Below are 14,385 nucleotides of genomic sequence, written 5' to 3'. Positions count from 1 at the left end.
GTCTAGATAAATAGCTTTGCTATTACGATACGTGATTATAACATGTTGAATCACTGCAAATAAGCGCGACTGTTTTGTGGTTATTTAAGTTTTTTATGACCGACTATAAATCATTAAGTTGCGCATCAATGTGGGCGAACTACCACTATAAATAAGATAGACTATTTGTATGAACAAATTATTTAAAAAATCATTAATTGCTGCCGTTATATTGGTAATACTTGGTTTTATAGCAGTGCTTATCCACAATAGAAATACCGCACCAGACGTGACTTTCACTACCATTGAAGGTAAAGAAATCAACATGGTGGGCTTAAAAGGTAAAGTAGTATTAGTCAATTTTTGGGCAACTGACTGCCTAGCCTGTGTAACAGAAATGCCAGCATTGGTGAATACGTATCAGCAATACCAAAAAAAAGGCTTTGAAATTATTGCCGTAGCTATGCCTTACGACCCTCCTGCACAAGTGTTGAATTATGTTACGCAGAAGAAGTTACCTTTTCCAGTGATGCATGACGGACTTGCAGAAGTAACAAAAAAATTTGGTAACGTTGATTTAACGCCGACAACCTTTATTTTTGATAAGCAAGGTAGGCTGTTACAACGTACAATTGGTGTGTTAGATTTTATTAAGTTAAATCAGCTATTAAGCGCAGAGTTCACTGCAAAAAATGGATGATAATTAAAGGATTTTATTGATGTTATGGGTTAAGGCATTTCACATTATTTTTGTCACGAGCTGGTTTGCTGGGCTATTTTACCTGCCTAGGCTTTTAGTGAATCACGCCATGGTGACTGATGTCGCGACATCAGAGCGACTTAAACTCATGGAACGTAAATTGTATCGATTCATGTTTCCTCTTGCTGTATTAGCGCTTATTTTTGGCCTTTGGTTATGGTTAGGCTATGGCGTAACTGGTAAATGGATGCACCCAAAATTAACGCTGGTTGCCATACTTGTTGCCTACCACTTTTATTGTGGCAAGCTTGTGAACGACTTTAAACATGATAGAAATACACGCAGCCATATCTGGTATCGCTGGTTTAATGAGCTTCCAGTTGTTGCACTCACCATCATTGTCATACTGGTTGTTGTTAAACCGTTTTAATGGGTTAAGAGATCATTTAAGTGATGGATATTTTCAATTCGCAGTGGTTACTAAATATGCTGGCTAAATCCAGTAAGACGCCACAAGGCCGAATACTTAGCCTGTTTGATATTTTAAATGACTGGCTGGCTGCACCTGACACGCAGATGATCATCACACAAACATCACTGGCTAGCGGTCAACTCATTGAGTTTTTAACAGCACAAGCTAAAAATTTAGGCGCTGCTAACCCGTCCATTCTTGCTGAACACATCACTCTGATTGCGCGTAATGCGGCACAGCAAGAAATTAATCAACCTGGCTGCGGCAGTTTAATGCATGCAAAAAAAGCGGCAAATGCTCTTATTTTGGCACAAACTCAAAACGAGTGGGTTTGGTTAGAAAACCTACGCGATAAACTCTCGGCTTTTAAACCTAGCATGTCTAAGCCAGCTATTTTTGGAATAGCCGCAAGTATATTTCTAATTGTTGGAATTAGCTCTATGTGGCTACCTGCGCTTTTACACAAGCAAACAAGCCCCTTAATCGCTAAATCTTTTAACAATGAAACAACAAAAGTGAGCGTTGCAAAAAGTCCAGCCACAACCAGATTAACTGCTCAAGAAGCAGCAGCGATGTATGCAAGGTATGAGCAAATGCGTAATGGCACCTGTCAGTTTCCCGAAGCGATTCAGATTCCAGATAAAGATAAAGCGGTTTACTTAGAAAATGTAGTGGGTGGCAAAATACCAACCAATCTCCATGACTTGGCAATTGCCAATTCGTATTTAGAAAAAGTACGCTGTAATTTCACGCCAATGCTAATGGCAAACTCTAGATAATCATTGTTACTGCATTAATAATAGTGTGGCGACACGCTCATATCGCCACACCTGCTTTAAGCAACTACTCTAAAATTTTCTTAAGATTAGCTAAACCACCTTCGTATACGCCACCAATAGCATCAGATGCCGCTTTTTCATCCGCAGGTGCTTTTGGCAAAAAGCTGCCTTCCCACACAACTACTGATTTATCAGCGCCATTTGAATACACATGTAAGTTTGAAGCATAGCTAGTCACTGGCAATACACCACCAGTAATGATGTAGCTCATGGTTTTATTTTTAGCATTGTAAGCTGTGAGCGTTTCATTGATTTTGCCACCATCTTGCAAAGTAAGTGTGCGTTTAGCGCCTTTTTTACCTTCAGACCCAGCGTTAATTTCTGTTTTTGCAACAGCTGGATGCCAAGCACCTAAATCGCCAAACTTAGAAATTTTTTCCCAAGCTGTCGCAGCAGGCACATTGATGTTGACTGACTTAATCACATAAAGCGTTGCTGGTGATGCTGCATTAGCCTGTGCCGCAAAACCAATTGTTGCTAAAGATAGTGCTATTAGTAATTTACTCATGATAATTCTCCTAAAAATATACAAATTGGTATAGACATTTAACTTCGCATTATTGCAGCATGACTATTTACAATGTTCTTTTAAATCAACAATGAAACGTATATAAACTGCAACTGTGAAAATAGTTTATCTTATATATACAGGTCTGTATATAGATTTTTTATTTATTTTAGTATAAAATAAATTCTAAATATTTATTGGAGGCAATAAAAATGTCTTCGTTGAAAAGTAAAATCTTAGTAGTCGCTACTGACCTTTTCCAAACGAGAGGTATAAACTCGACTGGAGTGGATACTATTGTAGCAGTTGCTGGTACAACTAAAATGACACTCTATAAATACTTTACTAGCAAAGAAAATTTAATTCTTGAAGTGCTAGAAAAAGGCCATCAAGACTTTCAAAGTTGGTTGAGCGAACAACTCAATTCCAACGCCAAAAAACCAAGCGATAAACTACAAAAGCTATTTGAGTTTATTGAGGAGTGGGTCACATCACCCAATTTTCGTGGCATGGGCTTCATCAAGGCTTCTGCAGAGTTTCCTAATGAAGAAAGTGCTGTACATCAACTGTCTTCAGAGCAATCACGGCAGTTTAGGCAATACATCAGTAGCTTAGCCTCAGAGGCCAACATTCAAGACGCAGACGGTTTAGCACTGCAGCTTTCACTCATATTTGAGGGTGCGGTGCAGGCTGAGCAAATGAAACGCGGTTCTGGCGCGATGAAATATGCGAAAAAAGCTTCAAAAATATTAATAGATAGCGCGCTTACAAATTAGCCTTAGTATTAATTTGGCTTGCTTGCGCAAGCCAATACCTTAGATAATAGAATCTTTAATTTAATCTATTATTTTCATGAACACTCTTATTTGCGGTTCGCTTGCCTTCGACACCATCATGGTGTTTCAAGATCAATTCAAAAATCATATCTTGCCAGATAAAATTCATGCCTTAAGCGTGGCGTTTTATGTACCCGAAATGCGCCGTGAGTTCGGCGGCACCGCAGGCAACATTGCATACAATATGCAATTACTTGAAGGTAATCCACTCATCATGGCAACCGTAGGTGAAGATTTTTCTACTTATACCCAATGGCTAAATCAAAACAAACTCAATACCTCTCATATTAAAACCATTGAAGGTAGCTTCACAGCACAAGCATTTATTACTACCGATACCGATGACAATCAGATCACCGCTTTTCATCCAGGCGCAATGGTCGAGTCACACCAAAACAGTGTTAACGATGCCAAAGACGTCACATTAGCAGTTATTGCTCCCGATGGCCGTGGCGGCATGTTTCAGCATGCACTTGAATGTTATGAAGCTGGCATTCCATTTTTGTTTGACCCAGGCCAAGGCTTGCCAATGTTTGATGGCAAAGAGCTTTTAGAATTTATTGAAATGGCCGACTATTTAGCAGTAAACGATTATGAGTCACAAATTATTCAAGATAAAACTGGGTTAAATTTAGACCAATTAGCACTTAAGGTAAAAGCCTTAATCGTGACACTCGGCGGTGCTGGCTCACAAATTTATGCAGATGGTCAACGTTATGACATTCCATGCGTTAAAGCGATGAAGATTGTCGACCCAACGGGTTGCGGTGACGCATATCGCGCTGGCTTGCTATACGGCATAGCAAAAGGTTGGGATTGGCCTACTTGCGGCAGGTTAGCTTCTACTATGGGCGCGATTAAAATTGAAAGCCGTGGCGGACAAAACCACAAGCCTAGCCGCGCAGATATTGAGGCAATTTACACTCAAGCACTGGTTGATGAAACTGCGCTCACTGAAAACTTAGCTTAAGTAAACGCAACTATAGAGAGCCATAAACAGTCTGAATTAAAGTTATAGTACTAACAAATATTAGTTAACAACATTTTAGGAGGCATCATATGAAAACAACAAGATTATTAGCCGTCGGTATATTGAGTGTATTTCTTGCAGCATGCGCTAGCTCCAATTCTGGCAGCGTTTATAGCCGTGACGATGCACGTAAAGTGCAAACTGTTAGAACTGGCGTGGTAGAAAGTGTACGCTCAGTGAAACTAGAAGGTACTAAATCCCCTGTCGGCACCATCGCAGGTGGCGCGGTTGGTGGCATTGCTGGCAGCACGATAGGTGGCGGTCGCGGTAGTGCTATTGCAGCGGTGATTGGCGCTGTGGCTGGCGGTTTGGCAGGTTCAGCAGTTGAAGAAGGCGTAACACGTAAAAATGCCTATGAAATTACCGTTAAACTTGATGGTGGCGCGTTAATCGCTATCGTACAAGAAGCCGATGAAGAGTTCAGAGCCGGTGATAAAGTGCGCATAGTTGAGAATTCTGGTACTTCACGCGTGACACACTAGTTAAATTCTTACTAATGACATATTAAAGACGCAAGCTCCTTGCGTCTTTTTTTATTTTCTAAATTTCCCCTGTAAATACTTATTAGTCATCTCCATTTGGGTTTTTTTACCTGCAAATTGACTGTCAACAAAAAGTCATATTTCCGTCATCTATTGTTCACTTTTGTTCATTAAAGTCACCTTAAATTTAAGAGGAGACATTTAATGATAAATAAAGAGTTTTCAGCACTTGATATTACTCTCGGTAGCACACTCGCAGCCAATCAAAAATTGACGCACGTCGCAACTCACGATCAAAAGCGCCTTAGCATCAGTCTTGCACACAGCCAACTAGAAATTGAAGAAGCTCAACGCTTACGTTACAAGGTTTTTGCTGAGGAAATGGGTGCCCAACTATTAGGTACTGGCGGGCTTGATGTAGATGGCTTTGACCAGTATTGCGACCACTTAATTGTAAGAGACACAAGCACTAACCAAGTGATTGGTACTTATAGAATGCTTAGCCCCTCAAAGGCAAATGAAGCAGGCGGCTATTACTCTGCTGCTGAGTTTGATTTAAGCAGACTGTCGCACTTATTTGACCGCACGGTTGAAGTTGGACGTGCATGCGTACACCAGAACTATCGTAACGGTGGCACCATTACAATGCTTTGGGCAGGTTTAGCTAAATATATGCAAGTTCACAACTATGAGTACATGATAGGTTGTGGCAGTGTGAGCATGGCTGATGGCGGTCACGCTGCGGCAAGCCTGTATCACAGACTGCAAGATGACTACTTATGCCCACTTGAATACCGCGTATTTCCACGGAATCCATTGCTAAATGATTCTTTACGCACCGATATGCAAGCGGCTTGTCCTCCATTAATTAAAGGCTACTTACGTCTTGGCGCTTACATTTGCGGCGAACCTGCATGGGATCCTTATTTCAACACGGCAGATATGTTGGTCATGTTGCCGCTGAGCAGAATGAATACTAGGTACGCAACGCATTTTTTGAAATAAATTGCCTAGAAGAAACATCTAGAATAAATGATTAGTTTTGCAAGTGCGTTACGTATAAAATATGAGGTATTGAAATCGATTAAAAATAACGCCATTAATACGCCTACTATCACACCTACTAGAGCTAGCAGACTCACTCGCTACTTTAGAATCAGCCGCATTTTTTTACATACTTTGCTAGGAATAGCAGTAGCGGCATTGGTGTTTCCGCTATCTAATAAATTGTTTAAATTACGGTTAATCAAGTGGTGGTGTAAATATTTATTAGGGGTTTTTAATATACGGCTTGTGAGTAAAGGGCATTTACCACCGCCATATCAAACTGCGGGCAACATCATGTTTGTTGCCAACCATATTTCTTGGATTGATATTCATGCGCTCAATAGCGTTATTCCAACAAGATTTATCGCAAAGTCAGACATTCAAAGTTGGCCTGTATTTGGCTATCTCGCTAAAAAATCGAATGTGTTATTTATTTCCAGAGAGCGGCGTCAAGATGCTGCTCGCATTGTGCATGCGACCAATCAAAGCCTATTAGATGGTGATACGCTTTGCTTGTTTCCTGAAGGCACAACGACAGATGGCACTGAGATTAAGCCATTCAAGAGCAGCATTATTCAAGGGGCAATACATGCAAATGCTCTGATCTGGCCAATTGCATTTCGCTACCCTCGTCAGGATGGCGGCGTAAATACGGAGATTGCATATGCTGGAGAAACAACTTTAATAGAATCTATACAGTTGGTATTACAGCAAAAAGAAGTGGTAGTTGAGCTACATTTTTTAGCTCCTATAGCCACCTCTGAGTTAACGGCAGTTGATAAAGATCGCCGAAAACTCACTTCACATATTGAGCATTTAATTAGAGAAAAGTTAAGCTTAAATTAAAGCTTTAACTTAAGCTTGATTGGCTTGTCGAGTGGGTGTGATTGCACCTGTGTAATTGCTTTGGTTTCTAGATTCATTGCTGTCAGCTGACCGCCCCATAAACAGCCCGTATCCAATGCGTACACATTCTGCCGTTGCTGCAAACCAAGTGCAGACCAGTGTCCAAAAATTACATGTTTATCTTGGCTTGCGCGATTTTTCATATCAAACCAAGGCACAAATCCATCAGGCACATCGGCTAGCTCACCCTTAAAGCTAAACTCCATCACACCCTGCTCTGTGCATACTCTTAGCCGTGTCATGGCATTAGTGATTACACGCAATCTGTCCAAACCCAGTAAGCCATCATTCCAACTATCAGGCTGATTACCATACATATGGGCTAAAAAATTTAAGTAATCTTCGCTTCGTAAAGCCGCCTCCACTTCTGTGGCGTAGTCAGCGGCTTGCTCGCTGGTCCATTGCGGTAGTAAACCCGCATGAACCATTAAATACGATTCATTTTGGTAAACCATATGCTGATGTCGCAACCAATTTAACAAAACATCGCGATCACCAGCCTGCAGTATTGCGTCTAGCGTATCGCCCTTATGTGCATTAACAAACCCAGCCGCAACAACCAGCGCATGCAAATCATGATTACCAAGCACCACTTTTAGGCTATTTTGATGCTCATAGCACCAACGCAGCACTTCAAGCGAACCACTTCCTCTATTGATTAAATCCCCAACCAACCAGAGTTCATCGACTTTTGGATTAAACCCAATACGCGCCAACAATGCCTGAAAAGCATGGTAACAACCCTGAATATCACCTATTGCGTATGTTGCCATTGATTCCTTACCCGTAATAAAAAAGCCACTTAACGATGTAAGTGGCTTTTTTATTTTTCATGATTTTACTATTTAAAACTAAATTTAATTAAAGCTAGATTATTCAGTTTAATTAGAATCCTGCGCCAGCTTCATTCGCCATGTATTTTACTGCGCCAGCCACTTCATCATCGCTCAAATCAGCATTGCCACCTTTTGCTGGCATCATACGAATACCTTTAAGCGCATGAGTGACCAATGTGTCGTGACCTTGTGCAATACGTGGTGCCCATTGTTCTTTATCACCAAATTTAGGCGCACCCATCAAACCGCCACCGTGACACATACTGCAAACTGCTTTGTAGACTTCTTGACCGCTTTTGCCTTTGCTTGCAGCAGGTGATGCAGTTGCAACAACTACTGGCGCTGCAGCTTTTTCTACAACGGCTACAGCTTCGGCTTTTTTCTCTACCGCTTTTGTTGCAGGTACCGCAGCAGTCGCGACTGGAGCCACTTCAGCTGTTTTCGCATCTGCAGGGGCAGCAGTTTTTGATGCTGGTGGCGTAAAGTTAGCGCCGCCTTGATTTGCCATATACGCCACCGCATTTGCAATTTCACCATCAGTCAATGCAGCATTACCACCACGAGCAGGCATGCTACGAATACCATTAATAGCATGGCTAATCAACGTATCGTAGCCTTGAGCAATACGAGGACCCCATTGACCTTTATCACCAATTTTAGGTGAGCCCATTAAACCGCCGCCATGACATGCACTACAAACACCATTAACAATCTCCTCACCACTTTTATCAACATGTGGGCCAGCATCAGCTACTGCGACTTCAACAGTTGCTAGTGGCTTAATATTCTCTTCAACTTGAGCAACCACAGCTTGTGGTACTTCAGCTGCTGGCGTACCAACAACACTAGAGGTTTTTGCAATCAATGAAATCAATAAGGTAAACGCTAAAATAGCACCTGGAATCACCAAAATTAATTGCTTTATTGTGGAGCCTTTATATTCTTTATCGTTATTGCTCATAACAGCACATTTCCTAGTTTAGTTAATAGATACATATTATTAACATTATACCCACACTTTAACTTATGGCAAAAGGTCATACTCATTCAGGTAAAAACACATGGAAAGCCATGGTTTGCTATAATGCGTGCATTATTTGCGCCCGTAGCTCAGCTGGATAGAGTGTTGGTTTCCGAAGCCAAAGGTCGTGGGTTCGACTCCCGCCGGGCGCACCATAAAAATAAAATGGCTGACACCTAATGGGTTTCAACCATTTTCATTCGACACTATGGATTATAAGTCTTAGATACTTTTAAAGAAGCTAACGTATATTTGTGGCTCATTTCTGTTGAAGCAGATAACAGCCATTGAAGCCTCAGTAGCACTTCACCATCACCACAAGTTGTCCAATAATACAGTTACTCCAGAGAAAATAGACCAGTCTTGTGAAGCTGTAGCAAGTCCAACCGTCAAACCCGCATCAAGAACTATACGATTGCTGTAGTTATAACTTGCACCTGTCATCAATTGGAATTGTGTAGAGGCATTATGTTGATAAACTCCACTTAACTCACCAAACACTCCCCATTTTTCATTTAGGTTATGTGACACAGATGCCGCCCAATTATATTGTAAGCGCCCATCACCATCATCTATTGCACCTAAGCGTGTTGCACCAAGATTCAAATCAAGATGGCTAGCTGAAAAGTCAGCACTATAAATTCCATTAAGAATGAAATCTCCTTTCCCACTACCTATCGTATCTTTTGCAGTCGGCAATTTATAACCCGCTTCTACACCCCAATCGATACCCTCGACTCCACTTGAAATGCGATGTTTGACAATGAGTGTTGTGTCTCCAACTCCCTCATATTTCGCATCATCAAAATCTGTTCTTCTAACGGCTAATTCATTGCCGACTAAAACACCCCAATCATCAGTAAATGCTAACTTGGCTAAAAATGGAAGACTGTTGCGCCATTTATCGCCGCCACCCTTGATTGTCTGCCACCCCAACTCCATTTCTAACCAACCAGGTGCTGACAAAGTGGCTGGATTGGAGACCGTAGGTCGATAAGGGGTTGCCGTAGAGGTAGAGTCTTCAGCTTTGGCAACTAATGATGAAACAATTAGCAGGCAAAAAGATAAAACGCTGAGGTATTTTGTGGATTGTCGAATGCTCATATTGTTAATTTCGTTTGGATTAATGTATCTATAAAATACAAATATTGTAAGCTGTCCCATATAGTTCGTCTTAGCAGGGATCAGTTTGACCAGCAACAAAACTAAACTACTGTGGAATATATTGCCCAACGATAAACTTGCTCATTCCACTTGCGAGTTCTTCTTCGCCATAAAATACTTCACCAATATTTTCTGTTGTGAGTAATTTAGATTCATCTTCATTATGTGTTCTAACTACAATCTTAATCTCAGGTCGAAGTGCTTTTGCAGTTTCGGCCATTTTTCTTATATTAATCGTATCTGGAGTTGCAATGACCAGCATGGATGCGTTTGCAATATGCGCTTGAATTAATACAGATGGTTCAGAGGCATTTCCGGATACTGCTGGTATGCCTTTTTTACGCAGGCTCTCAACAATCTCTCTATTCTCTTCAGCGACAACGTAAGGAATATTGCTGTCACTTAATGCTTTAGCAATCCTTTTGCCAACGCGCCCATAACCCACCAGCACGACTTGGCCTTCCAAGTATTTGCGCTCGGTGCTCATTGGCAGTTCAGAAAACTGATCCACACGCTGTTCATATTGGCGAGCCACTTCAGAAACACCGAGCACCCATTTTTTAAATGGTTTAATGATTGAGAATACCAATGGATTGATGGCAATTGAAATTAAAGCACCTGCTAGAATTAGGCTCATGCCTTCAGCTGGCAGAATGCCTAATGAAACGCCCAAGCCGGCTAGAATGAAAGAGAACTCACCAATTTGAGCCAAACTTGCAGCCACAGTAAGTGCCGTGTTGAGCGGGTAGCGAAGTACCAACGTGATCACCATGGCAGCAATGGATTTACCAAAAACAATGATGGCTACAACGGCTAATACGCTCAATGGTTTCGAAAGTAATATCGAAGGCTCAAATAGCATTCCAACGGACACAAAGAACAACACAGCAAAGGCATCTCTAAGTGGCAATGATTCTTCAGCGGCTCGATGACTGAACTCAGACTCACGCATCACCATGCCTGCAAAAAAAGCCCCTAGTGCGAACGACACGCTAAACAATATTGCCGCGCCGTAGGCAATGCCAATTGCGGCGGAAACAACAGATAAAGTGAAGAGTTCTCTTGAGCCTGTTTTTGCAACATGCCACAGGATCCAAGGCAGCAGTCGCTTACCAACGACCAGCATCAAAACGATAAAGCCTGTCACCTGCAAAAGCGTAAAGCTAATGGTCTGCCATAATGGCGTAGAAGTCACTTCTGTAGTAACGCCACCTAAAATGGCTGCTAGTGGCGGCATTAACACTAAGACTAATACAGTGACTAGGTCTTCAACCACCAACCAACCCACAGCTATTTTACCATTCATACTCTCGAGTATGCCTCTGGACTCAAGCGCCTTTAACAACACAACAGTACTGGCACAAGATAGCGCTAAACCAAAGATTAAGCCTTCACCTAATGTCCAGCCCCACCAATTAGCTAGCAACATGCCAAGCACGGTAGAGATTGTCATTTGTATGACAGCACCTGGTAAGGCAATTCGCTTCACTGACATCAAATCGTTAATTGAGAAGTGCAAGCCAACGCCGAACATGAGTAGCATCACGCCAATTTCAGATAACTGAGAGGCAATACTGACATCTGCAACAAATCCAGGTGTTGCTGGACCAATCAAAATACCCGCGAATAAGTAACCGACTAACGCTGGCAGCTTGCAACGTTCGGCGATAAAACCAAAAATTAAAGCAAGGCCGAAGCCTGATGCAATAGTTGTAATGAGTGTTAAGTCATGATCCATATATTCGCCTTTTTAGTGAAGCATATCAGTCTTTAGTTAGTTTCAGATTGATAAAAGCTACTTTAAATATCGCATCACTACTTACATGTAAATATTGAACTTAACAAATAACTTGCGCACCTCACCTTGAGGTGTCTTTAACCTTGTGTGATTCATTTCACAACAGAACAACATAGACAGTTTTCAGTATTCGAGCCTAACCGTTTAAGCTTTTACTCACAATCTCGAACACATCGCTTGATAACTTGGGTGTATTCATAATTGTTTGCAGTGCGTCTTTCATCTGCGCTTGCAAAGCTGGTGTATAACGCTTCCATTCACGAAACGGCGTCACTTGGCGTGATGCAATTTGTGGGTTGATTTCATTTAACTCAATAATCACATCTCTCAAAATGGCATAGCCTTGACCGCTTGGGTCATGAAATTTTACTGGATTGTTGATTGAGAATGCAGAATAAAGTGAGCGCACCCGATTAGGGTTTTTAATATTAAAATCTGGATGCTTCAGTAGTTTCGCAAAGTCATCAAAGATAGCCTCTCTGTTTGCAATCGCTTGGAGAGAGAACCATTTATCCACCACCAGCGGATAGCCCTTAAACCGACGATAGAAATCCGCTAAAACCTCTTCTCTTTGAACATGCACACTGTCAGACAAGCACGATGCCGCAGCAATAATATCGGTCATATTATCAGCTGCATCATAATGCCCCTTGGCAAAAGCAGCACATCCAGTTCCATTGGTGACAGTTAATAGCTCAAGCACGGTATTTTGTAGTGCTCTGCGACCCATTGCTTCTGGTGATAATGAAAACTCACCAGTATTACTATTGTCTTGATACAAGCGTTGCAACACTTCTTTGTGCGTCTGTTTAATTGTTTTAAGTAAGTGCGTGCGAGCATTATCTATGGCTGCAGGGTCAATCACTTTCTGCGTTTGTGCAATGACCGCTACTGCAGGTAAAGTGAGCGCGCGCGCAAGTAATGCTTTGTCGCCTTTATTGGCAAGACCTTGCTCAACCATCGCACCAAAATCATCTACAAATAGAGAGATATCAGCTTCGCTATCTGCCATTACACGCTCGATGTTACGCAAAGCAAGGGTTTGACCTGCATCCCATCGGTTGAAACCATCGGTATCTTTAAGCTGCAATAGACGAAGATCATCATCGCTCAAGTCTGTGATTAATTTTACTGGCGCAGAGAAACCACGCAAGATTGACGGCACTGGCGGCGTATTGACGTTATTGAATGTAAAGCTTTGCTCACGCTCAGTCACTTCAAGTATTTGTGTGTCATGCGTTTGTGCGCCTGTTGCATCAAGCAAACCAGCTGCCACGGGTATATGGAGTGGCTTTTTATCTACCTGCCCAGCCGTTGCAGGTTGAGATTGCTGAAGCGTGAGTGTATATGTGCTCAATGCAGCATTGTATTGGCTAGAAACTTTTAAAGTTGGCGTTCCCGCTTGCTTATACCATAAAAAGAATTGCGACATATCACGGCCTGATGCGTCTGCCATGCATTGTACAAAGTCATCACAGGTGACAGCGTGCCCATCATAACGGTCAAAATATAGGTCAGTCGCTTTGCGAAATGTTTCCTCACCTAATAAGGTGTGCTGCATACGAATGATTTCCGCACCTTTCTCATACACGGTTTTTGTATAGAAGTTGCTAATCTCGATAAATTGATCAGGCTGCACAGCGTGCGCCAGTGGTCCAGCATCTTCTGAGAATTGCAGGCGGCGCAAAGAGTTAACATCATCAATCCGCTGCACGGCTGGAGAGTTCATATCAGCACTAAACTCTTGGTCTCTAAAAACGGTAAAGCCTTCTTTGAGTGAGAGTTGAAACCAGTCTCTGCAAGTCACACGATTGCCAGTCCAGTTATGGAAATACTCATGTCCAATCACGCCTTCAACACTCATAAAATCATTGTCAGTCGCGGTATCTTGATGGGCGAGTACTAGCGAAGTGTTAAAAATATTAAGTGAGGTGTTTTCCATGGCGCCCATGTTGAAATCACTCACCGCGACGATATTAAACAAATCCAGCTCATACTCACGGCCGTACTTTTCTTCATCCCATTTCATGGCTTTAATGAGCGACTGCATGGCGTGGTCACATTGTTTTTCATCACCTGTACGAACATAGATGTGCAGGTCGACATTGCGTCCAGACATTGTTTTAAATGTATCTGCAACTCGCACGAGATTGCCAGCAACCAAAGCAAAAAGGTAACAAGGTTTTGGAAATGGATCATGCCAAACGGTAAAGTGTCGCCCATCAACACTTTCGCCTGAGTCGACGAGGTTGCCGTTAGAAAGCAACACAGGATACTTATTTTTATCACCCTCAACACGCACAGTAAACGTGCTGAGCACATCTGGACGATCTTGAAAGTATGTGATGCGGCGAAAGCCTTCTGCTTCACATTGCGTGCAGTAAGTGCCTTGAGATTTATATAAACCCTCAAGCAATGTGTTGGATGCTGGATCAATTACGGAGGTAATCGTCAGTGTAAACTTCTCACTCGCATTGTTGATGGTCAGCGTATCGTTAGTGATGCTGTAGCCAGCAAACGCGTTGTTATCAAGCTCAACCGAGGTAATTGTTTGACCTTCACCATTTAAGATTAAGTCATTTGAAGCGCTGTCAGGGTTTTTAACGTACAACACTTCAGACTTCACAATTGTTTTATCTTCAAGCAATGTAAAACTGAGGTTCACATGCGCTACTTTATACGGCGCTGGCTGATAGTCTTTTAAGTAAATGGTCTTAGGTGTCAGGTCTTTTTCTATTGGCATTGTCATAATTTATTTCGGTTATCT

At 42.0% G+C, this 14,385-nt stretch carries 14 protein-coding genes and 1 tRNA gene; 9 read left to right on the top strand and 6 right to left on the bottom strand.

Going from position 1 to position 14,385, the window contains the following annotated elements; translation table 11 throughout:
• The first annotated feature begins 169 nt into the window (after window positions 1-169).
• From PSU78_RS12075 to PSU78_RS12065, 3 genes are read left to right on the top strand one after another with little or no spacing between them, the layout of a single operon-like run.
• Entirely contained in the window at window positions 170-679 is a 510-nt protein-coding gene (locus tag PSU78_RS12075; protein WP_300388336.1) for a TlpA disulfide reductase family protein, read from the top strand.
• 19 nt (window positions 680-698) lie between these two features.
• Window positions 699-1,109, top strand: coding sequence for a CopD family protein (locus tag PSU78_RS12070; protein ID WP_300388335.1), 411 nt, complete (start codon window positions 699-701; stop codon window positions 1,107-1,109).
• Between the two features lie 23 nt (window positions 1,110-1,132).
• Window positions 1,133-1,930, top strand: a complete 798-nt coding sequence (locus PSU78_RS12065) for a hypothetical protein (protein WP_300388333.1) — start codon at window positions 1,133-1,135, stop codon at window positions 1,928-1,930.
• Between the two features lie 64 nt (window positions 1,931-1,994).
• On the opposite strand, the gene PSU78_RS12060 is transcribed toward PSU78_RS12065, so the two are convergent.
• Window positions 1,995-2,498 carry an SRPBCC family protein gene (locus PSU78_RS12060; protein ID WP_300388331.1) on the bottom strand — a complete coding sequence of 168 codons (504 nt, stop codon included), beginning with the start codon at window positions 2,496-2,498 and terminating at the stop codon, window positions 1,995-1,997.
• Window positions 2,499-2,710: 212 nt separating this feature from the next.
• On the opposite strand from PSU78_RS12060, the gene PSU78_RS12055 reads away from it, so the two are divergent.
• The 5 genes from PSU78_RS12055 (at window position 2,711) to PSU78_RS12035 (ending at window position 6,739) form a co-directional block, all read left to right on the top strand.
• Window positions 2,711-3,274, top strand: coding sequence for a TetR/AcrR family transcriptional regulator (locus PSU78_RS12055; protein WP_300388329.1), 564 nt, complete (start codon window positions 2,711-2,713; stop codon window positions 3,272-3,274).
• Between the two features lie 76 nt (window positions 3,275-3,350).
• Entirely contained in the window at window positions 3,351-4,304 is a 954-nt protein-coding gene (locus PSU78_RS12050; RefSeq protein WP_300388327.1) for a carbohydrate kinase family protein, read from the top strand.
• An 89-nt stretch (window positions 4,305-4,393) separates the two neighbouring features.
• Window positions 4,394-4,846: a glycine zipper 2TM domain-containing protein gene (locus PSU78_RS12045; protein ID WP_300388325.1), complete on the top strand. Its 453-nt coding sequence runs from the start codon at window positions 4,394-4,396 to the stop codon at window positions 4,844-4,846.
• A 204-nt stretch (window positions 4,847-5,050) separates the two neighbouring features.
• Complete coding sequence (locus tag PSU78_RS12040) at window positions 5,051-5,851, top strand: GNAT family N-acyltransferase (RefSeq protein WP_300388323.1); 801 nt, start codon at window positions 5,051-5,053, stop codon at window positions 5,849-5,851.
• Between the two features lie 27 nt (window positions 5,852-5,878).
• Complete coding sequence (locus tag PSU78_RS12035; RefSeq protein WP_300388321.1) at window positions 5,879-6,739, top strand: 1-acyl-sn-glycerol-3-phosphate acyltransferase; 861 nt, start codon at window positions 5,879-5,881, stop codon at window positions 6,737-6,739.
• On the opposite strand, the gene PSU78_RS12030 is transcribed toward PSU78_RS12035, so the two are convergent.
• Both PSU78_RS12030 and PSU78_RS12025 read right to left on the bottom strand, forming a co-directional pair.
• The gene (locus PSU78_RS12030) at window positions 6,736-7,572 is read right to left on the bottom strand and encodes a symmetrical bis(5'-nucleosyl)-tetraphosphatase (RefSeq protein WP_300388319.1); all 837 of its coding nucleotides are present in this window, start codon (window positions 7,570-7,572) and stop codon (window positions 6,736-6,738) included. The two genes, PSU78_RS12035 and PSU78_RS12030, sit on opposite strands and share 4 nt — an antisense overlap.
• Before the next feature lie 112 nt (window positions 7,573-7,684).
• Complete coding sequence (locus tag PSU78_RS12025; protein ID WP_300388317.1) at window positions 7,685-8,596, bottom strand: c-type cytochrome; 912 nt, start codon at window positions 8,594-8,596, stop codon at window positions 7,685-7,687.
• 138 nt (window positions 8,597-8,734) lie between these two features.
• Here PSU78_RS12025 and PSU78_RS12020 point away from each other — a divergent pair.
• Window positions 8,735-8,811: transfer RNA gene (locus PSU78_RS12020), tRNA-Arg, on the top strand.
• Between the two features lie 157 nt (window positions 8,812-8,968).
• Here the strand turns inward: PSU78_RS12020 and PSU78_RS12015 are convergent.
• The 3 genes from PSU78_RS12015 to pepN form a co-directional block, all read right to left on the bottom strand.
• Window positions 8,969-9,760: a transporter gene (locus PSU78_RS12015; protein WP_300388315.1), complete on the bottom strand. Its 792-nt coding sequence runs from the start codon at window positions 9,758-9,760 to the stop codon at window positions 8,969-8,971.
• 106 nt (window positions 9,761-9,866) lie between these two features.
• Window positions 9,867-11,558: a YbaL family putative K(+) efflux transporter gene (gene ybaL, locus PSU78_RS12010; protein WP_300388313.1), complete on the bottom strand. Its 1,692-nt coding sequence runs from the start codon at window positions 11,556-11,558 to the stop codon at window positions 9,867-9,869.
• Between the two features lie 196 nt (window positions 11,559-11,754).
• Entirely contained in the window at window positions 11,755-14,361 is a 2,607-nt protein-coding gene (gene pepN, locus PSU78_RS12005; protein WP_300388425.1) for an aminopeptidase N, read from the bottom strand.
• Window positions 14,362-14,385: the final 24 nt, after the last annotated feature.

This window comes from Methylotenera sp., assembly GCF_029945705.1.
Classification (GTDB): domain Bacteria; phylum Pseudomonadota; class Gammaproteobacteria; order Burkholderiales; family Methylophilaceae; genus Methylotenera.
This window is presented reverse-complemented; position numbering and strand designations above follow the sequence as displayed.